This window comes from Arthrobacter sp. T2-23, from assembly GCF_055398325.1.
Window position 1 is genome coordinate 1,703,358 of the sequence record NZ_AP027917.1, and the last position, 25,522, is coordinate 1,728,879.

The window sequence follows — 25,522 nt, forward strand, 5'->3', positions numbered from 1 at the left end:
ACAACCGTGCCAGCTAGAATGGAACCATGACCCCGGCGCCCCGGCCTCCCCGCCAGCCCTCCGGCGGCCCCTTCGGTGTGGCACGCCGCGCGCGCGGTTTCCTGCGTCGGGTCCCGGTCTGGGCCTGGCGGGCCCTGATGCATTCGCTGGGCCCCGCCGAAAGAACCCGCTTCAACGCCGGGCCGGTCACCGGCGTCGACTACTTCCACGACATCGACTTCGTCGGGGACGGCATCCGGGCACACCGCCTGGACGTGATCACCCCGGCCGGCGCCCGCACCGCAACGGCCAAAGACACCGGGCCGCTGCCGGTCTACGTCTATTTCCACGGCGGGGGCTGGACCTCGGGGGACAAGGCCGCGCTGACCAAGTACTGCGCGAGCCAGGCTGCGGCAGACATGGTGGCGGTCAACGTGAACTACCGCCGGGCTCCGCGCTTCCGCATGGCCCACGTCCTCCAGGACGCCAATGCGGCGCTGGGCTGGGTCCGCGAGCACATCGCGGACTACGGCGGCGACCCTGCCAGGATCGTCCTCGGCGGCGACTCCGCCGGCGGCCAGATTGCCGCCCTCCTGACCGCCGCCAGCTTCCGCCCGGAATTGGCCGGCCACTACGCGCTGACGCCGGCGACCCCGGGCTCGAGCCTGCGGGGGCTGGTGCAGCACTGCAGCGTGGTGGACTTCTCCGTGTTCTTCGAAAAGGGCTTCGTCCTCAGCCTGAACTTCGTCCGGATGCTCCTGCCCCGGGCGTCGGGGGGCCGCAGCCGCTTTGCGGAACTTCGCGACGCGGCCGGGGTCCTGTCCCCGATCGAATGGCTCGACGCCCGGTTCCCGCCGGTCTTCGTGACCACCTCGGAACGGGATTTCTTCTACACCGCCAACCTCAACTTCATCGCCCGCCTGCGGGAGCACAAGGTGCCCGTGGACACGCTGATTTACGGCTGGGACGCCCCGAACACCGAGCACACCTGGCAGCAGGACTTCCGGTATCCCGAGTCGCAGGAGGTGTACCGCCGCCTGCACGCCTTCGTGCATCGGGTGGCCGGCACCTGAGAACCCGCCAGCTGGGAACCCCTGCGGGCACCGCCGCTGGGGCCGGGGGCTATGTTTAGTCCATGGCGTCAACAGGCCGCAATCTTCCGGGAACGCCGGAACCGGACCCCGGGGTCTTCGGCTCGGGACTCATCGACGAGGCCGTCCGGCTGGACGCAGCCCTGCCCGACGTCGACTGGTTCGCCCCGCCGGCCGGAGCCGTCCGCGGCCACTTCCGGGCCCCAAGCGGCGCACTGGCCACCCTGTCGATGGGCGACCCGGCCAATCCGCGGGTCCTGATGATCCCTGGTGCTACCGGGTCGAAGGAGGATTTCTCGCTGATGCTGCCCCGGCTCTCCGCCGCCGGCTACTTTGTGCTCAGCTGCGACATCGCCGGCCAGTACGAGTCCGCCGACGCCGGGCCGGAGAACCTCGAGCCGCCGCGGAAGCACTACGATTACAGGCTTTTCGCCGATGACTTGATCGCCCTGCTCGAGTCCGGCGAAGGTGCCGCGCACGTCGTCGGGTACTCCTTCGCGGCGCTCGTCGCCCAGGTGGCGTTCGCGCAGCGTCCCGAGCTGTTCCGCAGCCTGACCCTGCTCAGCTGCCCGCCCGAACCCGGCAACAGCTTCCGGGGGGTCCAGCGGATCGGGAGGTTCAGCGGCTGGGCCAGCGGCAGGGTCGGCGCCGCCCTCATGATCTGGGGCATCCGCAGCAACATCGTCCGGGTGGCGCCGAACCGGATACGTTTTGTGCGCTACCGGTTCGGCTTCACCCGCCGGAAGTCCGTGAGCGACATCTTCGCGTTGATGCAGCATGCCCCGGACCTGCGGCCGGTGCTGGCCGCCGCGACGCTGCCGAAGTTTGTCGCCGTCGGCGAACACGACCTCTGGCCGTTGGCGCTGCACCGCCGCTTCGCGCAGGCGATCGGCGCGAAGATCGCCGTCTACCGGGGCGGCCACAGCCCCAGCGAGACCTCCCCGCACCAGATGAGCCGGGACCTGATCGCGCTCTATGCCGGCACCGAGTGACCCCGGTCCCCGGCCGCGCCTACCGGGGGTGGGCGCGTTCCCACTCCTTGCGCCGCCGGCGCCGCCGCAGCGGCGGCTCGGACCGGAACTCGATGCCAAACGTCGTCCAGGCCATCGACAGCCGGCGCCCGACGGCGTGCCGGCTCTCGAACGGCCGGGCCGAGACGCCTACCCGCAGTGTCGGTTCGCAGATCACCGCCACCTCGGGCGGAATCTGGTACGAGATGTCGAGATCGTCGTGGACCGGCGGCAGGCCCCGGTGGACGGCGCTGCGGATCCGCTCCCAGACCTCGGCCCGTAGGGCGAAGTTGGAGCCGAACAGCGGCGGGTGCCCCAGCAGGAGTCCGACGGCCCAGAAATATCCCGCGATGTAGACACTGCGGCCCACCCAGCGCGCGAAGCGGTTCCCGCCGTAAAAATCTCCGGGACCGGTGACAGCGGACAGCGGGCCGGCGCGCTCAAGGATGGCCGCCACGCGTTCCAGCCAGTCCGGCGGCGGCACCGAATCCGTGTCCAGCCTGGCGATCACGGCGGAGCGGGCCTCGTCGAAGCCGCGGGCGGTTGCCGCCGCGATCCCGGGCAGGTCAACGGCGATCCGCCGCACGCCGGCGGCCGCGCAAACCTCGGCCGTAGTGTCTGTGCTGCCGTTGTCCACCACGATGACTTCGTCGGCGCGGCGGCTCTGCCGGGCGAGGGCCGCAAGGCACACCGCCAGGAGCTGTGCGTCGTTCCGGGTGGGGATGACCACCGAGATTGTTGACATGGTGAGCCGACTATAGCTCCCGCCCGGGATTAACTCCCGCACTCAGACTCTTGCACCGCGGCCCTGCGCCCCGTACGTTGGGGACAGCGGACGAATGTCTCCGCAGCCGTTGGCCTTGCGTGGCCGCCGGAGATCAGCAGCGTTTCAGAAGGATAAAGGCATGGCTACAGGCACAGTTAAATGGTTCAACGCCGAAAAGGGTTTTGGCTTCATTGCCCCGGATGACGGGTCGGCCGACGTTTTCGCCCACTACTCGGCAATCGCTTCCAGCGGCTACCGCTCGCTGGACGAGAACCAGAAGGTCGAGTTCGACGTCACCCAGGGCCCGAAGGGCCCCCAGGCTGAGAACATCCGCCCGCTCTAAGCTTTCAGGAAGGCCCGGCCTGCCGGAACACTTCTCCTAGAAGACCACACAGCCCCTCCGGAGTATCACTCCGGAGGGGCTGTTGTGTTTCCAGACCGGGCAGCTTGCCGGGCAGTGCAGGTTTCGGGCCGTGCAGGTTTTCGGGCAGTGCCGTCCCGGCAGCCGCGGCTACACTGTGATGGCGCCGGGTGAAGGTTGGCCCGCGCCGAAGATCCACTCCTCCGGAAGCAGTCCTTGATGGTCGAACAACTCCTGGCCTTTGCGCTGACCTGCGTCGTTGTGGTGGTCGTCCCCGGCCCAGATTTCGCCCTCGTGCTCAAGAACGCGCATCGCGCCCCCGGCTCTGCGGCATCGACTGCGGGCGGGATCATGGTCGGCAACACGATCCTTGCCCTTCTTGCCGTGCTGGGTGTTACGGCGCTTCTGGGGGCGTCGGAAATCCTTGGCACGGCGGTCCGGATCGCCGGTGCTGCCTACCTGCTCTTCCTGGGGGTCAGCGCCCTGCGGGAGGCTTTCGGGCGCCCCCGCAGCCAGCCGCAGGTGTCCGAGCCGGGGCCGCGGCTCAGCGGCGGCTCGCCCTTCCTGCAGGGCGTGGTGAGCAATTTACTCAACCCCAAGGTCGCCGTGTTCTATCTGTCCCTGTTCCCTCAATTCGACCTCGGCCCGCTTCCCCCGCTGGAACAGCATGCGCTGATGGCCGGCATCTTCCTGCTCACCGCGCTTGCGTGGTACGTAGTTCTGGTGCAGGCGATCAAGAGGGTCTCCGCCGTGTTGGCCCGTCCCCGCGTGCACCGGATCGTCACCGGGGGCTCCGGTGCCGTCCTGGCCGGTGTCGGCGGGACCATCCTGACCAGATCCGTGATGTCCGCGTAGCCTTCCCCGGACCGCCAGCCGCGGCCCCGGTGTGTGCGCCGTCGAGAATTGCGCTGGTCCCCTCCGCTCGGGGCAAAAGCGGATGCGGAGAGGCGCCGGGGCGCGCACGTTAGGATTACGCAAACTTTGGGCCGTCGCGCGTATTGAATGCGTTAAGGTCGGTTCCGGCGAGGCCCTGACGTGGTGTCATGGAGGAAGAGGACGCTGCGTCACGGTGGCCGCGGTCCAATCCTCAGCAGGAGAAACCCACAATGAATACGACGCCCCGCCAGCACACAGCCATATCAGGCCCTCCGGATCCTGTCGGTGAACCCCGGGATTTCATTGCCGTCGATGACGGCGGGGATTTTTCCTTTCACCGGTCCGAACCGGATCTTTTGGCGGCGTTTGAGTACGTCGGGGAGGCCGTGTGCATCATCGACCGCAACGGCAGCGCCTACAGACTGGCCTTGGACCCAGACCGTCACCTGGTTCTTGAGCCTTCACTCGGACCGGTCGAGTTCCACTGGCTCCGCCAGGCATGGCTGGACGCCCAGAACGCCCACCCCGAGTCCCACCGGCTCCGGCGCTTTTTTCCCATCACTCTGGAGCAGGTGGTGTCGGCCGTATTCGAAACTGTCACCCTGGAGCACGGACCGGAGGCAGACGCAGGTTCGTGGTCTCTCGAGATGAACGGCATCGCATCACACCCGAGCAGCCTGGAGGACATCGACCGTTTGCTGGCTCACCAGGACCTGACGAAGCATGTCCGCGTGCAGGACCCCTTCGGGCACATTTACCGGCCTGTGCGGCACCGCAGGCACTGGTACCTGCCGGAATTCGCGGGATTTAACCTCTACGTTGAAATCCCGGCCTCGAACGCGTCAACCTGACGAAATTCCTTCTCCGGGCTGCGGTCCCGGCCTTGCGTCGACCCGGCGTTAAGGATCCGTCAAGATCGACCCAGGACTGCGATCAACGCGAGAAGCCGATGTTACTGTCGGCAGTGGACGCGATGGCTGGCATCGTGCGGAAAGGCCCGAATGACCACGATGAGCAGGCCACCTGCGGATCCTTCGGCGGCACGCCCGGGCGCCGGTGAAAACTTCAAGAGCTGGCTGCTGTTCGGTCTTCAGGATGCCAAGGGCGCCCATCAGGGTCCCGGGGCGGTGGGCGACTCGCACCTGAAGAAGCATCCATGGTGGCAAGTGATGTGCCTCACCGGCGTCGACTACTTCTCCACGCTCGGTTACCAGCCCGCCATCGCCGCTTTGGCCGCAGGCGTGATCTCCCCGCTGGCGACTATGGTACTCGTAGCCGTTACTCTGCTGGGCGCCCTCCCGGTCTACCGCCGCGTCGCCGGGGAAAGCCACCGAGGCGAAGGGTCCATCGCCATGCTGGAACGGCTGATGCCGCGCTGGGGCGGAAAGCTCTTCGTCCTGGTCCTGCTCGGCTTCGCCGCCACGGACTTCATGATCACCATGACGCTATCCGCAGCCGATGCCACCGCGCACGCACTTCAGAACCCGTTGACACCGGGCTGGTTGCAGGGCCAGAACATCCCAGTCACGCTCTTCCTGCTCGCCATGCTGGCCGCTGTTTTCCTGCGCGGATTCAAGGAGGCCATCGGCGTTGCCGTGGTCCTGGTGGGGCTCTACCTTGGACTGAACGTCGTCGTGGTCGTGACTACAATCCTCGAGGTCATGGGCCACCCGGTCGCCGTTGGAGACTGGTGGCAGGCCTTGTCCACGTCCCACGGCAACCCGCTGATGGTCGTGGGCATCGCCCTGCTGGTGTTCCCTAAGCTGGCTCTGGGCCTCTCTGGATTCGAAACCGGTGTGGCCGTGATGCCGCAGATCAAGGGCCGCCCTGGTGACACTGAAGAGCGTCCTGCCGGCCGGATCGATGGTGCCCGCCGGCTCCTTACAACCGCCGCCGTTATCATGAGCGCCTTCCTCATCACCACCAGTTTCACCACCGTGATTCTGATACCTGAGCGGGAGTTCCAGCCGGGCGGCCAAGCCAATGGCCGAGCCCTGGCGTTCCTGGCTCACGAGTATCTTGGCACCGGCTTCGGCACGGTCTATGACATCAGCACCATCGCCATCCTCTGGTTCGCCGGCGCCTCCGCCATGGCGGGGCTGCTGAACCTCGTGCCCCGGTACCTGCCCCGCTATGGCATGGCCCCGGGGTGGGCCAGAGCCGTCCGCCCCCTGGTGCTGGTGTTCACGCTCATCGGATTCTTGATCACCTGGCTGTTCAACGCCGACGTCGACGCCCAGGGCGGGGCCTACGCTACCGGCGTCTTGGTTCTGATGACCTCCGCCGCCGTGGCCGTGACATTTTCCGCCCGGCGCGGAAAGCAGCACAAGCGCACTATCGGTTTCGGCGTGATCGCCGTGGTGTTTATCTACACCACCGTAGCCAACGTCATCGAACGACCCGAAGGCATCCGGATCGCAGGATTCTTTATCGTCGGAATCATCGTGATTTCGCTGCTTTCACGAATCCGGCGGTCCTTTGAACTGCACGCGACACATGTGCATCTGGACCGGCAGGCACTGGAGTTCGTCTCCGAGGTGCTCGACGGACCCCTGGGCATCATCTCCCACGAACCCCTGCGAATCACCGCGGAGGCGTACCGGAACAAACTGGACTCCGCCATTGAGGTCAGCCACCTGCCCTTGGACCAACAGGCGCTGTTTCTGGAAGTGATCGTGGACGATTCCTCCGACTTCGAAACAGAACTCGAAGTGAAGGGCGTGACCCGGCACGGGTACCGGATTCTAGAAGTCCACGGACCCGTAGTGCCGAACACCATCGCATCCGTCTTGCTGCACATTCGGGACATCACAGGCCTGATGCCGCACATCTACTTCCGCTGGACCGAGGGAAACCCCGTCACCAACCTGCTGCGCTTCCTCGCGTTCGGGGAAGGGGAGATCGCACCCGTCACCCGCGAAGTGCTCCGCGAAGCCGAACCCGATGTAACCAGACGGCCCTGGGTCCACGTCGGCTGAACGCCGCCGCCCCGCCGTGGCGCGCAATGCGCGCAGGGACCTCTGTGCCCTGAATCGATTCCCGGCCCAGCCCTTCTTTCCCGCCGACCCCTGTTGCCGGATCCCTGCCACTTTCCGCGCACGTTAAGGCAACGTCAAGGTCGTCCCTCCAGGCGTTAAGAATCCATCAGGAACCGACTATTTGGCTCTGAAGAGGAGTTGACTGGCTGTAGCCCCGCAAGGGGGCATCCTCGTCACCCCGGCTCTGGTCCTGGCCCTGGCTGGGATCACCGTCCTGCTGCCGGATGCCATGGCCAACGCCCCGGCCACCGGCCCCCACCAGTTCAGCGAAGTGCTATATGCCTTCACCTCAGGGGCCAACAACAACGGCTCCGCCTTCGGCGGCATCACCAGCTCCGGCCCCTTCCTCTCGGTCATGATGGGCCTGGCGATGCTGCTGGGCCGGTTCCTCCCGATCGTTCTGGTCCTCGCTCTCTCCGGCTCTCTTGCCCGCCAGGGCAAGATTCCCGCCTCCGCCGGCACGGTCCCCACTCACGGCCCACTGTTCGGCAGCCTGTTGCTCGGCGTGACAGTGATCCTGAGCTACTTCCCGGCGCTCGCCTTGGGGCCGCTCGCTGAAGGACTCCTCAAATGACCCGGTCCAGCACGGCATCAACCTCGGACATCGCCGCCCAAACATACGCTGACGGCAACCCCCTTGGCACCCCCGGCGAACATAAACACCACACCAAAGCCCCAGCGAAACTCACGCCGGCCAGCGTCATCGCCGCACTACCACTGGCGTTCCGGAAAATCTCCCCGCGGCAGATGGTCCACTCCCCGGTCATGTTCACCGTGCAGGTCGGAGCCGCCCTGTGTACGGCGATCTCCCTCTATCGGCCGTCGGTGTTCGGCATCGCGGTCACGGCCTGGCTCTGGATCACCGTGCTCTTCGGGACCCTGTCCGAGTCCATCGCCGAGGGCCGCGGCAAAGCCCAGGCAGATAGCCTCCGAGCCAGCCGCAAAGGCGTCCAGGCACGGCTGCGGCAGCCCGACGGAACCGCTACGGATGTCCCGGGTACAGAGCTGCGGCGAGGCGACGTCGTAATCTGCGAAGCCGGGGACGTCATCCCCTCGGACGGTGAAATCATTGAAGGCTTGGCCAGCGTCGACGAATCGACCATCACCGGCGAATCAGCCCCGGTGATCCGCGAGTCCGGCGGCGACCGCTCCTCGGTCACCGGCGGCACGAGGGTTCTTTCGGACCGGATCGTCGTGCGCATCACCGCCGAGCCGGGGCAGACATTCATCGACCGGATGATCAAACTCGTCGAGGGTGCCGTTCGGCAGAAGACCCCTAATGAAATCGCGCTCCACGTGCTCTTGGTCTCCCTGACCATCGTGTTCTTGGCCGTCACCATGTCGCTGGCCCCGTTCGCGTCCCTGGCCGGTGCCACCCCGTCCCCGATCGTGCTGGTGGCCCTGCTGGTTTGCTTGATCCCCACCACCATAGGGGCGCTCGTGCCGGCCATCGGCATCGCCGGGATGGACAGGCTGGTCCAGCACAACGTGCTCGCCACCTCCGGCCGCGCAGTGGAAACCGCGGGGGACATCACCACCCTCCTGCTGGACAAGACCGGGACGATCACCTATGGCAACCGCCGCGCCGTCAACTTCTTTCCCGCCAACCACGTGGAACAGACCCACCTGATCGAAGCCGCCTGGGTCTGTAGCTTGGCCGATGAAACCCCCGAAGGGCGATCCATCGTGGACCTTGCCGGGAAAAAAGGCGTAACCGGGTCCGATCTGGCGGACCTCGAACGCACCAGCGGGAGTTTTGCCGTGGTCCCCTTCAGCGCCACGACGCGGATGAGCGGCCTAGACCTGGACGGCCGGCAAATCCGGAAGGGTGCCGCCTCCACCGTGGCAGCCTTCGTTGCCGAATACGGCGGGCACACGCCGGTGGAAGTCGACGACCGGGTCAACGAAATCTCGGCCCAGGGCGGCACTCCATTGCTCGTCGCCCAGGTGGACAGGGACGGGCGGGCGCGTGTCCTGGGAACGATCCACCTCGCGGACGTAGTCAAACCCGGCATGCACGCCCGGTTCGCGGAACTGCGGCAAATGGGCATCCGCACGGTGATGATCACCGGCGACAACCCCATTACCGCCAAGGCCATCGCCGGCGAGGCCGGCGTTGATGATTTCCTGGCTGAGGCCACGCCGGAGGACAAACTCGAGGTCATCAAGAAGGAACAGGCCGCAGGCCGTCTCGTGGCCATGACCGGAGACGGGACCAACGACGCGCCGGCCCTGGCAGCGGCAGACGTCGGCGTCGCGATGAACTCGGGCACCCCGGCGGCGAAGGACGCCGCCAACATGGTGGACCTCGATTCCGACCCCACCAAACTGATCAACATCGTTGGCATCGGCAAGCAGCTGCTCATCACGCGCGGCGCCCTGACCACCTTCTCGGTAGCGAACGACGTCGCCAAATACTTCGCCATCGTCCCGGCGCTGTTCACGGCGGCGTTCCCGGGGCTGGGGTTGCTCAACATCATGGGGCTCTCAACCCCGTCCTCGGCCATCCTGTCAGCCGTGATCTTCAACGCCCTCATCATCGTCGCCCTAGTTCCGCTCGCACTTCGTGGAGTGAAATACCGTGCTGTGTCCGCGAACCGTGCACTGGGGCGAAACCTGTTGATCTACGGGCTCGGAGGACTGATCGCCCCCTTCATCGGCATCAAGATCATCGACCTGATCATGTCCCTTTTCCCAGGAATCGGCTAGGAGCACGCCCTCATGAACACATTCACCGGCTATCTCCGCCAGGCAGGAACCGGCCTGCGCTTCCTCATCCTTGCCACGCTGGTCCTGGGCGTGGCCTACCCCGTGGCCGTCTTCTGCGTCGGACAGGTCCTGGCCCCCTACCAGTCCAACGGCTCCGTCATCAAAGACGCGACAGGCGCCCCCGCCGCGTCCGCCCTGATCGTCCAGGCCGCCGCCGACGACAAGGGCGTTCAGGATCCTCGCTGGTTCCATGCCCGGCCGTCGGCCGTGACGTGGGATCCGGCGACTTCCTCGGCCAGCAACCTTGGCCCCAACGATCCCAGACTCCTGACTGCGGTCAAGGCGAATCGGGCCGCCGTCGCCGCTGCGGAAGGCATCAGCGAATCCGCTGTTCCTGCCGACGCCATCACGGCCAGCGCGTCCGGACTGGACCCCGACATCTCCCCCGAGTACGCCAGGCTGCAGGTGCGACGGGTGGCGGCGGCACACGGCCTCAGTCCTGACGCTGTGGCATCACTCGTGGAGCAGCACACCACCACCGGGATATTAGCTTTCCTTGGTCAGCCATCGGTCAACGTGACGGCCCTGAACCTGGCAGTTTCCGCCGCCTCCCCGGCGTCCCAGCCGGCACAACCCAAGTGAGAGAATGACGGCATGGCACGTGGAACGCTGCGAATCTTCCTTGGGGCAGCGCCTGGGGTCGGCAAAACCTACGAGATGCTCGAAGAGGCGCACCGGCTCGGCAAGCGCGGGGCCGACGTCGTCGTCGCGTTTGCCATGGACCACGGCCGAAGCGAGACCCGCGCGCTGTTGGAGGGACTCGAAATCGTTCCCCCCAGGCTGCTGCCCTACCGGGGTACTGAATTTGAGGAAATGGACCTTGACGCAGTCCTGGCCCGCGCACCCGAAACGGCAATCGTCGACGAGTACGCCCACTCCAATGTGCCCGGCAGCCGCAACCCCAAACGCTGGCAGGACGTCGACGAGCTGCTGGAAGCGGGAATCGATGTCCTATCCACCGTCAACATCCAGCACCTCGCCTCGCTAGGAGACGTTGTCAGCGCGATCACCGATGTCCGCCAGGCAGAGACCGTGCCCGACGACGTTGTCCGCAGGGCCGACCAAATCCATCTCGTCGACATTTCACCCGAGCTGCTGCGGCAGCGCTTGGGCGACGGCAAGATCTACGCTCCCGAAAAAATCGATGCGGCACTCTCGAATTACTTCCGCTTGGGTAACCTCACTGCGCTGCGGGAACTGGCCCTCCTGTGGCTGGCCGACCGCGTAGATGAGGGCCTGGCCAAGTACCGGGAGGAGCAGGGCATCGAGGAGAGTTGGCCGGCCAGGGAAAGGATCGTGGTGGGGCTGACCGGCGGTCCTGAGGGAGATGTCCTAATTCGCCGCGGTGCCAGGATCCTCACCCGAGTCAACGGTGGTGACCTGCTGGCGGTGCATGTCCGCGTGGCCGACGGGGTGGCCAGTGAATCCCCGCAGGCGCTCGAAGCCCAACGCCATTTGATCCAGGACCTCGGCGGCAGCTACCACATCGTGACCGGCGAGGATCCTGCTGGAGCCTTGCTGGACTTCGCCCGCAGCGTCAACGCCACCCAAATCGTCGTTGGAATTTCCCGGCGTAAGAAGGTGTCGGCACTGCTGGAAAACCTGCTTGGCGGAGGCGTCGGCACGCGGGTGGTTCGGGATTCCGGCGATATCGACGTCCACATGGTCTCGCATCCGCTCGGGGGGCGTGGCTCCCGGCCACCCCGGCAACGCGATCTGGGCCGTGTCCGGATGACGGTGGGATTCGTCCTCGCCGTCGCGCTCCCGGCCGTCCTGCAGCTCTTCCTGCTGTTCCTCAACCCGGGGCGGAACGTGGCCACCGTCATGCTGGTGCAGCTCAGCGGGTCGATTGCCGTAGCCCTCGTCGGAGGCCTCTGGCCTGCAATTCTCGCCGCGCTCTGGAGCAGCCTCCTGGTGAACTACTTCTCCACTCCGCCGGTTGGCAATCTCACCATCAGCGACCCACAGAATCTCCTCGCACTGCTGGTGTTCGTTGGCGTTTCGGCAGCCGTCGCCGTCGTCGTGGACGTGTCAGCCCGGCGGTCCAAGGAGGCCACGCGCGCCCGAGCGGAAGCAGCCACCCTCAGCGACCTGGCCCGCAGTGCAGCAGGTTCGGACGACATGCTCCGCGCCCTCCTGGAGCAGGCGTTGGGTGTCTTTCAGGTCCGGGGGGCCGCCGTCTTCAGCCTCGATGATACTCAGGACGACGCCGGCCCGGCTGGCGCAGACGATCGGCGGTGGCGCCTGACCGGCGCGGCCGGGGAAGTCACCAAAGCCGACACCGACCGCGGGGGCGTCAACGGCGAGAACATCGAGGAGATCGACGCGTCCACACGCCTCGTGCTCTTCGGCCGGATCCTGCCGGCAAGCGATCGGCGCCTCTTGGGAGCCTTCGGCGTCCACCTCGCTGCCCAGCTTGAGCGCCAGCAACTCGTCGCGAGCCGCCGGCAGATGCTCCGACTCGCCGAAAGCAACACGATCCGCACGTCCCTCCTCCGCGCTGTTTCCCACGATCTCCGCACGCCCTTGGCCGGCATCAAACTCGCCGTTGGCGGCCTGCGCCATGACGGCGCCCGGTACACGCCGGACGAGCAGAAGGAGCTACTGGCAACCATCGAGGAGTGCTCGGACCGCCTGGATGCCCTCGTCGGCAACCTCCTGGATATGTCCCGGATCAGCGCAGACGCCGCCACCCCCCTGCTCAGGCCGGTGCGCTGGTTCGAGGTGATTCCGGATGCACTGCGTGCGGCGCCGAAGGGGCGCGTCCGCGTCGATCTTCCCGCCAACATGCCCGAGGTCGATGCCGACGCCGGCATGTTGGAGCGTGTCATAGCGAACATTGTCGAAAACGCAGTGAAGTACGCCCCGGATTCGGACATCGTCCTGGTGGGGGCGGGAGGCGGCCTGAGTCCGGTCGCCCTTGAGGGTCGTCCTGCCGGAGAATTGCGCATCATTGATCACGGCCGGGGAATTCCGGCGGAAAGAGTGGTGGAAATGTTCCGGCCGTTCCAGCGCCTCGACGACGCGCCGCAGACAACGGGCATCGGCCTTGGCCTGGCCGTAGCTAAGGGCTTCATGGACGCCATGGGCGGAACCCTGACCGCCGAGGCGACGCCAGGCGGCGGCTTAACCATGGTCATCCGGCTTCCGCTCTCCACCGGCGCGCCGTTCGACACAGACCGCCGGCAAGCACCGGTGCAACCGCAGTCGGCCGTCGCCCGTAGGCGGCACAGCCTGCCGCTCCCCGGATATGGGGCGGGCGCAGGATGACAGCCGTCCTCGTGGTCGACGACGACCCGCATTTGCTCAGGGCCCTGCGGATCACGCTGCAGGCACATGGCTACGAGGTGACCACCGCGGCGGACGGCCACTCGGCGTTGCTGGCGGCGACCCAGAACCCGCTGGCACTTGTCATTCTGGACCTTGGACTGCCCGATCTGGACGGCACTTCCGTGATTCGGGAACTCCGCAGCTGGAGCCAAGTGCCAGTCCTTGTGTTGTCCGCCCGTCATGGTTCAGAAGACAAAGTGGAGGCCCTGGACGCCGGCGCCGACGACTACATCACGAAGCCGTTCGGGCTCGACGAACTGCTGGCCCGGCTGCGGGCGCTCCTGCGCCGCAGCGCCGATCCGGATCACGAACCGGTCGTCGCCACCGATGCCTTCACCGTGGACCTCGGCAAGCACCGGGTCACCCGCGACGGCGAGGACGTCCGGCTCACCCCGACGGAATGGAAGATGCTTGAGGTGCTGGTGCGGAACCCCGAGAAACTCATCACGCAGCAGCAGCTGCTGTCCGAGGTCTGGGGCCCGGCCTACGCCAAGGAGACCAACTACCTCCGCGTCTACATGGCCCAACTCCGCCGCAAGCTGGAACCGGATGCCGCCGCGCCGCGGCACCTGCTCACCGAGGCGGGGATCGGCTACCGGTTCCTGCCCTAGCACGTCCGGGCGTCAGTTACGTCCGGGGGTCAGCAGGCGTCCGCCTCGGCGTTCAGGTCCCTGCCCCGGGTTTCGGGGGCGAAGAACCCGGAGACCCAGCCGATGGCTGCGTAGCTCATCAGGATCCCTGCCACGGGGAGCCATCCCGGCCCGGTTGCGGCGACCACCGCGGCGGCCAGGATGGGGCCGAGGCCGCCGGAGAGGACCGCGCCCACCTCCTTGACCGTGGTCATGAAGGAGAACCGGCGCTTGGAACCGAACATTTCAACCAGCCACGTGGATTCCACGCCATACATGTTGGGAATAGGGCCGCCAATGTAGATGACGAACACCAGAGCCACCAGGACCGGGTTCCGGGTTTCGATCAGGAGCATCGCGGGGATGGTGAAGGCGAACTGGAAGGCCGAGAGCCACAGCCACACGATTCTTCGGCCGTACTTATCGGTGAGCTTGCCGGTCAGCAGGACGGTGAGGATCCCCAGAATGGAGCCCAGAGTCACGCCGGTCGTGACCAGGTTGGCGTCCATCTTCACGACGGACACCGTCCATCCGATGAGGAAGCCCTTGACGAGGTACACCGAGCCGTTCTCGCCCAGTTTGATTCCCAGGGACACCAGGAACGGCTTCCGGGCATCTGCAGCATCGCGCCACACGCTTTGCTGCTTCGCTCCGGCGCGGGCCGCCGCCCGGCGCTGCTGGAGGACCTCGAAGACCGGCGATTCGCTGACGGTGCGACGCAGGTACAACGCGACGAGGGTGGTGGCGACGCTGAGCAGGAACGGGATACGCCAGCCCCAGCTCATGAACTCGTCCTTCGGCAGTTGCGACATCAGCAGCCACAGGGCGCTGGCCAGGAGCACACCCGTGGCGGTCCCCAGGGCCACCACCGCGCCGTAGAAGCCGCGGCGGGCGCCGGGCGCCGACTCCACCAGCAGGAGCGAGGCGCCTGAAAGTTCGGCGCCGGCGCCGAAACCCTGGATGAGGCGCAGCAGGACCAGCAGAACCGGGGCGGCGACTCCGATCTGGGCATAGGTGGGTAGCAGGCCCATCCCCAGGGTGGCGAGCCCCATCATCCCCACCGTGATGACGAGGACGGATTTGCGGCCGTACTTATCTCCCAGGTATCCGAAGTAGATGCCGCCGAGGGGCCGGACGAGAAAACCGGAACCATAGGCGGCGAAGCTGGCCAGCAGGGCCATCGCCGGGTCTGTGTTCGGAAAGAACAGCGGCCCGAAGACCAGCGCGGCTGCCAGCGTGTAGAGCGTGAAGTCCATGTATTCCAGCGCCGAGCCGAGCCAGGAGGAGATTGAGGTCCGGCGCAGTTCCGCCGGGGACACCTCCGGGTCTGCAGCAAAATTCGGTATTTCTGGCCCCGCGTATTTAACGTTCATGTTTTCAGTAACCACGGATTATCTCCCTAGTGAGGAGCCTGCAGGCAGGCTCGGCCGTAACTTCATTGTTCGGATGGTGGTGGTGCAGTTGGTGCAGTGGTGCGGAGCGGACCCGGCTGCCGCCTCAAACCCTCAGGAGGGACACGGTTTCGGCGATGCAGGCGGGCTTGTCGGAGCCTTCCAGCTCGATCCGGTGCAGGACCTTCAGCTGCCGGCCGTTGGCCGTCGCTGTCACCGAGGTCAGCGTCAGCCGGTCCCTGATCCGGGAACCGACCCTGGCCGGCGCCGGAAACCTGACCTTGTCCAGCCCGTAATTGATGATCGATTCCGCGCCCCGGACCCGGTAAACCTGCCCGGCCAGGTAAGGCAGCATTGACAGGCTCAGGTAGCCGTGGGCCACGGTGGCGCCGAAGGGACCGTGGGCGGCCCGCTCCGGGTCGGTGTGGATCCACTGCTGGTCCAGGGTGGCGTCGGCGAAGGCCTGGATCTGGGATTGCTCCAGCCGGTGCCAGCCGCTCACTCCCAGTTCCTGTCCGGCCGCCCCCTCGAGCTCGGCGACATTTTCAAACAGCCTCATCATCAGACCCTCTCCAGTAGCATCGCGACGCCCTGGCCCAACCCGACGCACATCGTGGCCAAGCCTCGAGCGGCGTTTTCGCGTTCCATCCGTCCCAGCAACGTCACGACGATCCGTGAACCGGAGGATCCCAGCGGATGCCCCAGAGCGATCGCGCCGCCGTCGTTGTTGACGGTGCCCGGATCAAGCCCCAGCAGCCGCATGCAGGCGAGTGACTGTGCGGCGAAAGCCTCATTGAGTTCGACGGCGCCCACGCCGTCCAAGCTCCAGCCGGCCTTCGCCAAAGCCTTCCGCGTGGCCGGGACTGGGCCAATGCCCATGACCTCCGGGGAAACCCCGGCCGCCTGGCTGGTGACGATCCGGGCCCGCGGCGTAAGACCCCAGCGGGCAACGGCCTCGCCGCTGGCCACCACGACGGCAGAGGCGCCGTCGTTGAGGGAACTGGAGTTGCCGGCGGTGACGATGCCGTCCTGCCTTACGATCGGTCGCAGGGCCGCGAGCGCCTCCGGGGAGGAGCCGCGGCGCGGACCCTCATCGGTGTCGACCACCGAAACTGCACCACGACGGCCGGCCACGGGAACGGGAACAATCTCGTCCCGGAACCTGCCTGCGTCGATCGCTGCCAGCGCCCGCTCATGTGAGCGCAAGGCGAAGCTGTCCGCATCGGCCCGGGAGATACATTCGCGTCCGGCCACTTCCTCAGCCGTTTCCGGCATCGAGAACCGGGCGCCGACCTGCATCCGCGGATTTACGAACCGTGCACCGATCGAGGTGTCGGACAGTTCCCCCGGCTTCGCAAACGGCTGTTCCGGCTTAGCCATCACCCAGGGTGCCCGGGTCATGGACTCGACGCCGCCGGCCACTACAACGTCGGCGTCGCCGTTGCGGACGGACTGCGCCGCCATGCTGATTGCGGTCAGGCCGGAGGCGCAGAGCCGGTTGACCGTAACCGCGGGGACCGCGTCGGGCAATCCAGCCAGCAGCACCGCCATCCGTGCAACATTGCGATTGTCCTCCCCTGCCTGATTCACACAGCCGAGGATGACCTCGTCGATCCTGTCGGGATCGATGCCCGCCCGGTCCACGGCGGCCCGCAGCACCAGGGCGGCGAGGTCGTCGGGCCGGACGGTGGCGAGGGCCCCGCCGTAGCGGCCCACGGGAGTGCGGACACCGCCAACAAGGAACACCTCCGGCATCAGCGCGCCCCGCCGTTGATGTACAGCGTCTGGCCCGAGATGTAGGAGGCGTCGTCGCTGGCGAAGAACGCCACGGCGGCGGCCACTTCTTCGGGCTGGCCAACCCGGCCCAGCGGTGTCCGGGCGGCGACCGCCGCCTGATGCTCGGCCGGGCTGCTGCCGACCCGCTCGGCTGTCGCTGCAGTCATGGAGGTGGCGATGTAGCCGGGGGCCACCGCGTTGACGGTGATGTTGAACGGGCCGAGCTCAATGGCGAGAGTAGCCGTCAGGCCCTGGATGCCGGCTTTCGCAGCCGCGTAATTCGCCTGGCCGCGGTTGCCCAGGGCGCTGCGGCTGCTGAGCGAGACAATCCGTCCGGCCCTAGCCGGGACCATGTACCGCTGCGCGGCCCGGGAACAGAGGTAGGCGCTGGTCAGGTTGGTAGTGAGCACCGAATCCCAGTCCGGACGCTCCATTTTGAAGAACAGGTTGTCGCGGGTGATGCCAGCGTTGTTGACGAGGATGTCGAGCCGGCCAAACTCCCGGTAGAGTTCGGCGAAGACCCGGTCCACGGTGGCTTCGTCGGTGACATCGCAGACGGCTGCTACGGCCCGGCCACCGGCCGAGAGGACCTGCGGATGCGCGGAGATCTGCTGCGCCGTGTCCTTGGCGCCGTCCTCGTTGAGGTCCAGGACGACGACGGCGGCACCGCCGGCCGCCAGCTTCAGTGCCGTGGCGGCACCGATCCCCTGTGCCCCGCCGGTGACGACGGCCACTTTGTTAGTGAAATTGGTCATTGATGTTTCCTTTGGTTGTGTCGGGTACCGGATCTAGCCGAAGGCTGAGATGCCGGTGATCTCCCGGCCGATGAGCAGGGACTGGATGGAGTCGGTGCCTTCGTAGGTGGACACCACTTCCATGTCCGTCATGTGCCTGGCCACGTGGTTCTCGAGCAGGACGCCGTTGCCGCCGAGCATGTCCCGGGCTTCGGAGCAGATCCACCGGGCTTTCTGCGCCGTGTGCATCTTGGCCAGCGAGGCCATGGGGCCGGTCATCCGTCCGTCTTCGGCCAGCAGCGCCAGCCGGAAGCAGATCAGCTGCATGGCCGTAAGCTCTGCCAGCATGTTGGCGAGTTTGTTCTGCACCAGCTGGAAGCTGCCGATCGCTTTGCCGAACTGCTGGCGGGTCTTCGCGTAGTCCACTGCCGCCTCGTACGCCGCCATGGCGTGGCCCAGGGATTCCCAGGCTGCGCCGCTGCGGGTGGCCGTCAGGACGCGGGTGACGTCCTTGAAGGACTGGCAGCCGGTGAGACGGTTGTCCGCCGGCACGCGGAGGTTGTCCAAGGTGATGTCCGGCTGGAGGATGGCGCGTTTGCCGATTTTTCCGGTGATGACCTCGGCGTGATAGCCGGCCGGGTAGTCTCCGTCCGCGCCGCGCTCCATGACGAAGGCTTTGACCTTGCCGTCCTCCTCGTCGCGGGCGAAGATGATGACGACGTCGGCCATGCTGGCATTGCCGATCCACCGCTTCCGGCCGTTAATGATGTAGCTGTCGCCCTCCCGCCGGGCGCTGGTCTCCAGCGCCACCGAGTCGGAGCCGTGGTCCGGCTCTGTCAAGGCGAAGGCTCCGATTTTGTCCAAGGTGGCCATCGACGGAAGCCAGCGTTCCTTTTGCTCCTCGCTGCCCAGCATGTTGATAGTGCCCATGGCAAGGCCGGACTGGACGCCGAGGAAGGTGTTGACCGAGCCGTCGCCGCGGGAGACTTCGGCCGCGACGATCCCGGCAGCTAGCCGGGTCAACCCAGGGCAGCCATAACCTTTGATGGTGGAGCCCACGATGCCGAGGGCTGCGAGCTTGGGGATGAGTTCAAACGGGAATTCCGCCCGTTCCCAATAGCCGTTGATGACCGGAAGCAGGTCCTTGTCCACGAAATTCCGCACCTTCAGCCGGAGGGCGCGGTCTTCGGCGGTAAGGAAATCGTCCATCAGGTAGAAATCAGTGCCGTTTTCGGCGGGATCGGTAGTCATTGGGTCAACTCCAGGGGTGGAATGGGAATTCTGCGGGTCGGGTGCTTAGGTGCGGCAAGGGCTGAGCTGGAACTGAACGAGCCAACACCGTTCCTCGTCCGCCAGTGGCCTGGCCGCGCCGGTCTCCGGCGAGACCGCGACCAGGACGGTCCGGCCATGCACGGCGACTTCGCCGCCCTGGGTGGCTGCGCACTCGAGGGTGTAGGAACTGGTGCCGATCCTGCTGACCGTCAGCTCGACTGTCAGCTCCTGGCCGTGGATCACGGGGCGCCGGTAGTTCAGCTCGAGGGCCGCCACCACGGTCGGCGTCGCGGCGGCAGTCCGGGGCACCGGCGTCGTCGCGCGCCACTGGATCCGGGCCTCCTCGAGCAACGTCACGACGGCGGCGTGGTTCACGTGGCCGTTGAGGTCCTGGTCCGACCAGCGCGGGGAGATCCGCGTCCGGTACGGCTCAGGCATGGGCCAGGGTTTTCTGCCGGAGCAGCCAGTCGCGGACCAGCTCGGAGCTTTCGTTGAGCTCTGGAGGCGCGAGCGGGTAGTCGACGGGGGTGCGGGAGTACTCCACGGGGTGCCGGACCGTGGGGATCCTCCGCGTCCCGCTGCCGGCCAGGACCACCGGCTGCAGTCCCAGCCGTTCGGCGAAATCGACACCGCCGCGCACGTCCTGGATCGGGGCGCACGGCAGGCCGGCGTCGGAGAGCTGCGAGAACCACTGCGCGGCGGACTGCGTTGCCAGCACGGTGTGAAGGATCTCCCGGAGTTCATCCCGGTGCGCATTGCGCTGCAGTGTGGTGGCGAAATTCGGGTCCGCGGCGACGTCGGGGATGGCCAAGGCAGCGCAGAGCCGGACGAACTGGCCGTCGTTGCCCGTCGCGATGATGATCATGCCGTCCCCGGTCTGCATCGGTGCATAGGGGTACATACTGGGATGTTCGTTGCCCATCCGGGTCGGCACCACACCACCGGTCACGTAGGCCGCGGACTGGTTGACCATGCCGGACAGAGCCGAGGTCAGCAGGTTCAGCTCCACCAACTGGCCTTCACCGGTCTGGCCCTTGTGGTGCAGAGCCCCCAGAATGCCGATGGCGGCGTGCAGGCCGGTGATGACGTCAAACAGGGCGATGCCGGCCCGGTACGGCTGCGTGGCCTGGTCACCGGTCAGGCTCATCATCCCGGAGACTGCCTGCACGAGCAGGTCATACCCCGGGATGTGCGCGCCGGCGCCGGTGCCGAACCCTGTGATGGATGCGTAGATGATGTCCGGCTTCAGCTCGGCGGCGGCGGCGTAGTCCAGCCCCAGGCGTTCCATGTTGCCCGGCTTGAAATTTTCGATCATGACGTCCGCGGAACGGATCAGCGCACGCGCCACCTCCAGGTCCTCCGGGTCCTTCAGATCCAGGGCGATCGAGTGCTTGTTCCGGTTTACCGCCAGGAAGAACGTGGCCTCGCCGTCGCGGACCGGCGGCATGTAGCTGCGCGTGTCGTCCCCCTCGGGCCCCTCAACCTTGATAACCGTCGCGCCCATATCGGCCAGCAGCATGGTGGCATAGGGGCCAGCGAGCACCCGGCTGAAGTCTGCGATCACGACGCCGGCCAGCGGGCCTGACCCTGTGCGGCCGAGCATGCCGGGGGCCTGGCTGGCAGCGTCCGGGATCGGGCCGAAGCCCGCTCCGGCGGCCGATTCAGCGTTCGGTTTTTTCATGTGGTTCCTCCGATATGTGGTCTGCATCACCTACCTTGGCAAGCCGATTGATCCGCGTCCAATACGCATTTGTGCCGAATTGATACCTCAGCCTCATCACTGCCGGCGCCGGTTTGTTCGGTATCTTGAGCAGATGAACAACGACGTTTACCTGGACCGGGCGTGAAGCGGGATGGAAATTCAACAGATACGGGCCTTCCTCGCGGTCGCTGACGAACTGCATTTCGGGCGGGCGGCAGAAAAGCTCCACATGGCGCAGCCGCCGCTGAGCCGGGCCATTCAACGTCTGGAGCACGAGCTCAAGGCACCGCTCTTTGTCCGGAATACCCGGTCGGTCCGGCTGACTGCCGAGGGCGAAGCGCTGGTGGCCCCGGCGCGGGACATCCTGGCGGCCTGCCGTCGGTCAGCCCTGGCGGTGGCCTCGGTGGGCAAGGGCGAGACGGGAAGGGTACGGGTGGCGTTCGCCGGGGTTTCCTCACACGTTATGGTCGGAAAGCTGGCCAAAAAGGTCCGGGAGACCCACCCGGGGATTGAGTTCCAGCTGTCCAGTTCGAACTTTGCCTTGCCGGCCATGGACCGGGTCATGAGGGGCGCCATGGAAGTGGGCCTTGGCCGGTGGAATTTCATTCCGGAGGCTCTGGAGTCCCGGACTGTCGCGAATGAGCGGCTCGTGGTGGCGCTGCACGAGGGCCACCGCCTGAGCCGGCGGACCTCGCTGGTGATGGCCGACCTCGCCGGCGAGCCTTTTGTCACTCTCCCCGAGCATCCCGGCGCCATCCTGCACGACTATCTTCGCCGACTGTCCAACAGCGCCGGCTATGCTCCGGACATCGTGCAGGTGGCGCCGGACTCCCAGACTCTGATGGCACTGGTCGCCGCAGAGATCGGGGTCGCGTTGACGGTGTCATCGGTGCCGGAGAACTTCAGCCACCCGGGAGTAGTTTTCCTGCCGCTGGATGATCCGGCCGACGTCATCCAGTTGCGCCTGGTTTGGCGCAAGGACAACATGAGCCCTGCGCTCCGCCAGGTCTTGCAGCTCTCCGAATCCGTCCTCCCGTCGCCGGGCCAGCCAGCGGATTGATGCGCCGCGGGTATCAGCGCGGGCACCATTCGGTATTGGAACCGTCGCAATCCGGCTGGCACAGTGGTCAGTACCTGCCGGCCGCTGCCGGAATCAATGGAGATTGCCGCCACCTACTTGCCTGGAGTTAAACCCGTGACCATAGCTGAAGCCACCCTCGTGAACGACGACGTCCTCAACCTGGACAGCCTGCTGACGGCGGAGGAGCTTGAACTGCGCGCCAGGGTCCGCGCCTTCGTGACCGAGCGCATCCGGCCCAACATCAGCGCCTGGTACGAGCAGGCGCATTTTCCGCTTGAGCTGGTACCCGAACTGGGCGAGCTCGGTGTGCTCGGGATGCACCTGGAGGGCTACGGCTGCCCCGGCCGCAGCGCCGTCGAATACGGCCTCGCCGCCATGGAACTGGAAGCCGGCGACTCCGGGCTCCGGACCTTCGTTAGCGTCCAGGGATCGCTGGCCATGAGCGCCATCCACAAGTGGGGCTCCGAGGAGCAGAAGAACGAGCACCTCCCGGCGATGGCACGGGGCGAAAAGATCGGCTGCTTCGGGCTGACAGAGCCTACTGCCGGCTCCGACCCGTCCAGTATGGCGACTTTTGCGGAGCCCGACGGCCACGGCGGCTGGATCATTAACGGCGCAAAGCGCTGGATCGGGTTGGCTTCTGTGGCGCAGATTGCCGTTATCTGGGCCAACACCAGCCAAGGTGTCCGCGGGTTCATCGTGCCAACGGACACGCCCGGGTTCACCGCGACGCCGATCGGGTCCAAGCTGTCCATGCGGGCTTCGATCCAGTGCGACATCGCCCTTGAGGACGTCCGTCTTCCCGGCGCGGCACTGCTCCCCGGCGCCCAGGGGCTCCGCGGCCCGTTCTCCTGCCTTAACGAGGCCCGCTACGGGATCATCTGGGGCGCGATGGGCGCGGCCCGGGACTCCTACGAGGCAGCGCTCACGTACTCGCTGGACCGGCTGCAGTTCGGCAAACCACTCGCCGGCTACCAGCTCACCCAGGAGAAGCTGGTCAACATGCTGCTGGAGATCCAGAAGGGGACGTTGCTGGCCCTGCATACCGGGCGCCTCAAAGATGCGGGGACGCTGGAACCGGTCCAGATCTCCGTAGGAAAATTGAACAACGTCCGCGAGGCCATCGCCATCTGCCGCGAAGCCCGTACCATCCTGGGCGGCAACGGCATTACCCTGGACCACTCCCCGCTGCGGCATGCCAATAACCTCGAATCGGTGCGTACCTATGAGGGCACCGATGAGGTCCATACCCTCATCCTGGGGCAGCGCATCACGGGAAGCTCGGCGTTCCGGTAGGAGGACCGCACCGCCAGCTCTGGCCGGCGGCCCGGTAGGATTCCGGTCATGGACGACAAGGAGATCCTGCACCGCTACCTGCGCCTGCGCCGCGCCGAACTGCTGGCCAAGCTGGACGGGCTGGACGACTACGACGTCCGCCGGCCGCTGACCCCGACCGGGACCAACCTCCTGGGCCTGGTCAAACACGTGGCCAGCGTCGAGGTCGGCTATTTCGGTGAAGTCTTCGGCCGCCCGCACGGCCAGCCGCTGCCCTGGCTGGCGGACGACGCCGAACCGGATGCCGACCTGTGGGCGTCCCCGGACGAAACGCGGGACCAGATCGTCGCACTGCACCACGCGGCGGCCGCCCACAGCGACGCCACCATTGAAGCCCTGCCCCTGGACGCCGCGGGCCAGGTTCCGTGGTGGCCGGAGGAACGCCGGGACGTCACCCTTCAGCAGATCCTCGTCCACATGTGCGTCGAAACGGCGCAACACCTGGGCCACGCCGATATCCTGCGCGAACTTATCGACGGGACGGCCGGGAAGGGCCCCGGCGACCCGAACCTGACGCCGCGCGGCGCCGAGGAATGGGCCGCGCACCGGGCACGCGTCGAGGCGGCTGCGCGGGCGGCAGACCCGGTTTCCCGTCGGACGCCGCCGCAATAGATACTGGGGCAATGAATATTCACAGCGCTCTCGCCCAGGAGAACGCACAACGGCCGCCGTTGCCGGAGGTCCCCGCCCAGATGCGGGCCGTGCTCAACGGCATCCCGGCCATGGTGGCCTATTGGGACGCCGGGTTGCGCAACCGGCTGGCCAACGACGCCTACCTCGACTGGTTCGGCGTCACATCCGACGAGCTGCACGGGATGCACATCCAGGACCTGCTCAGCGACGCCGTGCTGGCAGCCAACCAGTCCTACATCGCCAAAGTGCTCAGCGGCGAACCGCAATTCTTCAAACGAACGCTCACGGACGCCGCCGGGGCGACCCGTTTCACCGAGGTCTCCTACATGCCGGACCTGCGCGAGGGCGGGACATCCGGGTTCTTCGTGATGGTCACCGACATCACCGGGCGGGTGCTCGCCGAACGCCGCCAGCAGCGCGACACCGACCGGTACCGGGCACTCGCGCGCAGCGTCCCCGGGGTCTTTGTCCTGCTCTTCGATGCGGACCTGCGCTACCTGATCGCCGAAGGCCAGGAGCTGGAGTCCTTCGGCTACCGGTCCACCGAGCTGGAAGGCAAAACCATCCACGAGGTGCTCGACGGCGCCCTGGCCAGCGAGCTGGAACCCCGCTACCGTGCGGCCCTGTCCGGCCAGGAGGTCTCCTGGAGCCGGCGGATCGGACACCGGACCTACCGGCTGAAGGCAGGGCCCGTCTACTCCGACGACGACGCCACCGCCGGCATGGTGGTGGCCGTGGATGTCACCGAGCGCCTCCAGCAGGAACAGACGTGGGCCGCGCTGCACGAGATCGCCACCGCCGTCGCCCGCAACGCCGCCCCGGCGGACATCTCGGAGCGGGTCGCGTTCATCCTGCGGGACCTCTTCACCGTGGATTCGGCCGCCGTCGTCCGCTTCACCGGGCCGTTGTCAGCGGAGATCGTGGCGATGGCACCGGCGCTGCCGCCCACCCTGAACCGCACCCACGTTTTCTCGCTCACGGACACCTCGGCGACCGTCCGGGTCGCCGCCACCGGCAAGCCCGCCCTCGTGGTCTACGGCCCGGAGGGCGGCCCAGCCGCCGAGCAGATGCGTGCCGGCGGCTTCCAGTCCGCGGCGGCCGCCCCCATCAGGGTCCACGGCAGCCTGTGGGGCGTGGTCACCCTGACCTCGAAGTCCAGCACGGGCGTCACCGAGGCAATGCTGGATCGCCTGGCCCAGTTCGCCGAGCTGGTGGAGATCGCCATCGGCAACGCCGAGGCCCGCACCAGCCTGGAACTGCAGGCCACCACCGACCAGCTCAGCGGGCTGCCCAACCGGCGCGCGCTTGAGCAGCACCTCGCCCGCGAGATCGAACTGGCGGCATCCCGCGGCACCAGCCTCAGCGCCGTTGTCCTGGACATCGACCACTTCAAGAAGGTCAACGACACCTTCGGCCACCTCATGGGCGACGTGGTGCTGGCGGACGTCGCGGCCCGGCTCCGCGGCGTCGCCCGCCAGGACGAGATCGTTGCCCGCTTCGGCGGGGAGGAATTCGTCTGGCTGCTGCCCGGCACGGACGGCGCGGAGGCACTGCTCGCGGCGGAACGCGCCCGCGCCGCGATCGAGGCGGAGCCTTTCGGGGAGGTGGGCCCGATTACGGTCTCCGCCGGGGTCTGCGAACTGGGCGACGCCGGCAGCCACAGCCTGCTGGCCTGCGCGGACCGGGCGCTGTACGCCGCCAAGCACGCCGGACGAAACCGCAGCGAGCGCTACGGCGCAGCCGGCTGAC

The 25,522-nt window shown here is 66.8% G+C and carries 22 protein-coding genes and 1 pseudogene; 15 read left to right on the forward strand and 8 right to left on the reverse strand.

Going from position 1 to position 25,522, the window contains the following annotated elements; translation table 11 throughout:
• Nucleotides 1–26: 26 nt before the first annotated feature.
• Nucleotides 27–1,052, forward strand: coding sequence for an alpha/beta hydrolase (locus tag ACZ5Z0_RS07790; protein WP_464110610.1), 1,026 nt, complete (start codon nucleotides 27–29; stop codon nucleotides 1,050–1,052).
• Nucleotides 1,053–1,114: 62 nt separating this feature from the next.
• Nucleotides 1,115–2,062: an alpha/beta fold hydrolase gene (locus ACZ5Z0_RS07795; RefSeq protein ID WP_464110611.1), complete on the forward strand. Its 948-nt coding sequence runs from the start codon at nucleotides 1,115–1,117 to the stop codon at nucleotides 2,060–2,062.
• Nucleotides 2,063–2,081: 19 nt separating this feature from the next.
• On the opposite strand, the gene ACZ5Z0_RS07800 is transcribed toward ACZ5Z0_RS07795, so the two are convergent.
• Nucleotides 2,082–2,825 carry a glycosyltransferase family 2 protein gene (locus tag ACZ5Z0_RS07800; protein ID WP_464110612.1) on the reverse strand — a complete coding sequence of 248 codons (744 nt, stop codon included), beginning with the start codon at nucleotides 2,823–2,825 and terminating at the stop codon, nucleotides 2,082–2,084.
• 160 nt (nucleotides 2,826–2,985) lie between these two features.
• Here ACZ5Z0_RS07800 and ACZ5Z0_RS07805 point away from each other — a divergent pair, with 160 nt between their 5' ends.
• The 9 genes and pseudogenes from ACZ5Z0_RS07805 to ACZ5Z0_RS07845 all read left to right on the forward strand — a co-directional run bounded on the left by ACZ5Z0_RS07805 (nucleotide 2,986) and on the right by ACZ5Z0_RS07845 (nucleotide 13,831).
• Nucleotides 2,986–3,189, forward strand: a complete 204-nt coding sequence (locus ACZ5Z0_RS07805; protein ID WP_013599688.1) for a cold-shock protein — start codon at nucleotides 2,986–2,988, stop codon at nucleotides 3,187–3,189.
• Between the two features lie 237 nt (nucleotides 3,190–3,426).
• Complete coding sequence (locus tag ACZ5Z0_RS07810) at nucleotides 3,427–4,062, forward strand: LysE family translocator (RefSeq protein ID WP_464110613.1); 636 nt, start codon at nucleotides 3,427–3,429, stop codon at nucleotides 4,060–4,062.
• Between the two features lie 188 nt (nucleotides 4,063–4,250).
• Nucleotides 4,251–4,934: a hypothetical protein gene (locus tag ACZ5Z0_RS07815; RefSeq protein ID WP_464110614.1), complete on the forward strand. Its 684-nt coding sequence runs from the start codon at nucleotides 4,251–4,253 to the stop codon at nucleotides 4,932–4,934.
• Between the two features lie 150 nt (nucleotides 4,935–5,084).
• Nucleotides 5,085–7,061 (forward strand): APC family permease, encoded by a 1,977-nt coding sequence (locus ACZ5Z0_RS07820; protein ID WP_464110615.1) that lies wholly within the window; start codon nucleotides 5,085–5,087, stop codon nucleotides 7,059–7,061.
• Between the two features lie 226 nt (nucleotides 7,062–7,287).
• Nucleotides 7,288–7,695: pseudogene (locus tag ACZ5Z0_RS07825) on the forward strand (potassium-transporting ATPase subunit KdpA); the annotation flags it as partial.
• On the forward strand, nucleotides 7,692–9,830 hold the full coding sequence (gene kdpB, locus ACZ5Z0_RS07830) for a potassium-transporting ATPase subunit KdpB (protein ID WP_464110616.1): 2,139 nt from the start codon (nucleotides 7,692–7,694) through the stop codon (nucleotides 9,828–9,830). The pseudogene ACZ5Z0_RS07825 and the gene kdpB, both read left to right, overlap by 4 nt.
• Before the next feature lie 12 nt (nucleotides 9,831–9,842).
• A complete protein-coding gene (kdpC, locus tag ACZ5Z0_RS07835) occupies nucleotides 9,843–10,472 on the forward strand; it encodes a K(+)-transporting ATPase subunit C (protein WP_464110617.1) in 630 nt (209 codons plus the stop codon).
• A gap of 12 nt (nucleotides 10,473–10,484) precedes the next feature.
• Nucleotides 10,485–13,160 (forward strand): DUF4118 domain-containing protein, encoded by a 2,676-nt coding sequence (locus tag ACZ5Z0_RS07840; protein WP_464110618.1) that lies wholly within the window; start codon nucleotides 10,485–10,487, stop codon nucleotides 13,158–13,160.
• Entirely contained in the window at nucleotides 13,157–13,831 is a 675-nt protein-coding gene (locus ACZ5Z0_RS07845; RefSeq protein ID WP_464110619.1) for a response regulator, read from the forward strand. The genes ACZ5Z0_RS07840 and ACZ5Z0_RS07845 overlap by 4 nt, the downstream gene beginning before the upstream one ends.
• 29 nt (nucleotides 13,832–13,860) lie before the next feature.
• On the opposite strand, the gene ACZ5Z0_RS07850 is transcribed toward ACZ5Z0_RS07845, so the two are convergent.
• From ACZ5Z0_RS07850 to ACZ5Z0_RS07880, 7 genes are all read right to left on the reverse strand, one after another.
• Nucleotides 13,861–15,222, reverse strand: a complete 1,362-nt coding sequence (locus ACZ5Z0_RS07850) for an MFS transporter (protein ID WP_464110620.1) — start codon at nucleotides 15,220–15,222, stop codon at nucleotides 13,861–13,863.
• A 124-nt stretch (nucleotides 15,223–15,346) separates the two neighbouring features.
• Nucleotides 15,347–15,802: a MaoC family dehydratase gene (locus ACZ5Z0_RS07855; protein WP_464110621.1), complete on the reverse strand. Its 456-nt coding sequence runs from the start codon at nucleotides 15,800–15,802 to the stop codon at nucleotides 15,347–15,349.
• On the reverse strand, nucleotides 15,802–16,995 hold the full coding sequence (locus ACZ5Z0_RS07860; protein WP_464110622.1) for a thiolase family protein: 1,194 nt from the start codon (nucleotides 16,993–16,995) through the stop codon (nucleotides 15,802–15,804). The genes ACZ5Z0_RS07855 and ACZ5Z0_RS07860 overlap by 1 nt, the downstream gene beginning before the upstream one ends.
• Nucleotides 16,995–17,771 (reverse strand): 3-oxoacyl-ACP reductase FabG, encoded by a 777-nt coding sequence (gene fabG / locus ACZ5Z0_RS07865; RefSeq protein WP_464110623.1) that lies wholly within the window; start codon nucleotides 17,769–17,771, stop codon nucleotides 16,995–16,997. The genes ACZ5Z0_RS07860 and fabG overlap by 1 nt, the downstream gene beginning before the upstream one ends.
• A gap of 33 nt (nucleotides 17,772–17,804) precedes the next feature.
• Nucleotides 17,805–19,001 (reverse strand): acyl-CoA dehydrogenase family protein, encoded by a 1,197-nt coding sequence (locus ACZ5Z0_RS07870; protein WP_464110624.1) that lies wholly within the window; start codon nucleotides 18,999–19,001, stop codon nucleotides 17,805–17,807.
• Between the two features lie 45 nt (nucleotides 19,002–19,046).
• On the reverse strand, nucleotides 19,047–19,460 hold the full coding sequence (locus ACZ5Z0_RS07875) for an acyl-CoA thioesterase (protein ID WP_464110625.1): 414 nt from the start codon (nucleotides 19,458–19,460) through the stop codon (nucleotides 19,047–19,049).
• Nucleotides 19,453–20,703: a CaiB/BaiF CoA transferase family protein gene (locus ACZ5Z0_RS07880; RefSeq protein ID WP_464110626.1), complete on the reverse strand. Its 1,251-nt coding sequence runs from the start codon at nucleotides 20,701–20,703 to the stop codon at nucleotides 19,453–19,455. The genes ACZ5Z0_RS07875 and ACZ5Z0_RS07880 overlap by 8 nt, the downstream gene beginning before the upstream one ends.
• 172 nt (nucleotides 20,704–20,875) lie before the next feature.
• Here ACZ5Z0_RS07880 and ACZ5Z0_RS07885 point away from each other — a divergent pair, with 172 nt between their 5' ends.
• The 4 genes from ACZ5Z0_RS07885 (at nucleotide 20,876) to ACZ5Z0_RS07900 (ending at nucleotide 25,521) form a co-directional block, all read left to right on the forward strand.
• Nucleotides 20,876–21,784, forward strand: coding sequence for a LysR substrate-binding domain-containing protein (locus tag ACZ5Z0_RS07885; protein WP_464110627.1), 909 nt, complete (start codon nucleotides 20,876–20,878; stop codon nucleotides 21,782–21,784).
• Between the two features lie 135 nt (nucleotides 21,785–21,919).
• Complete coding sequence (locus ACZ5Z0_RS07890) at nucleotides 21,920–23,101, forward strand: acyl-CoA dehydrogenase family protein (RefSeq protein WP_464110628.1); 1,182 nt, start codon at nucleotides 21,920–21,922, stop codon at nucleotides 23,099–23,101.
• A gap of 48 nt (nucleotides 23,102–23,149) precedes the next feature.
• A complete protein-coding gene (locus ACZ5Z0_RS07895; RefSeq protein ID WP_464110629.1) occupies nucleotides 23,150–23,752 on the forward strand; it encodes a DinB family protein in 603 nt (200 codons plus the stop codon).
• Between the two features lie 11 nt (nucleotides 23,753–23,763).
• The gene (locus ACZ5Z0_RS07900) at nucleotides 23,764–25,521 is read left to right on the forward strand and encodes a sensor domain-containing diguanylate cyclase (RefSeq protein ID WP_464110630.1); all 1,758 of its coding nucleotides are present in this window, start codon (nucleotides 23,764–23,766) and stop codon (nucleotides 25,519–25,521) included.
• Nucleotide 25,522: the final 1 nt, after the last annotated feature.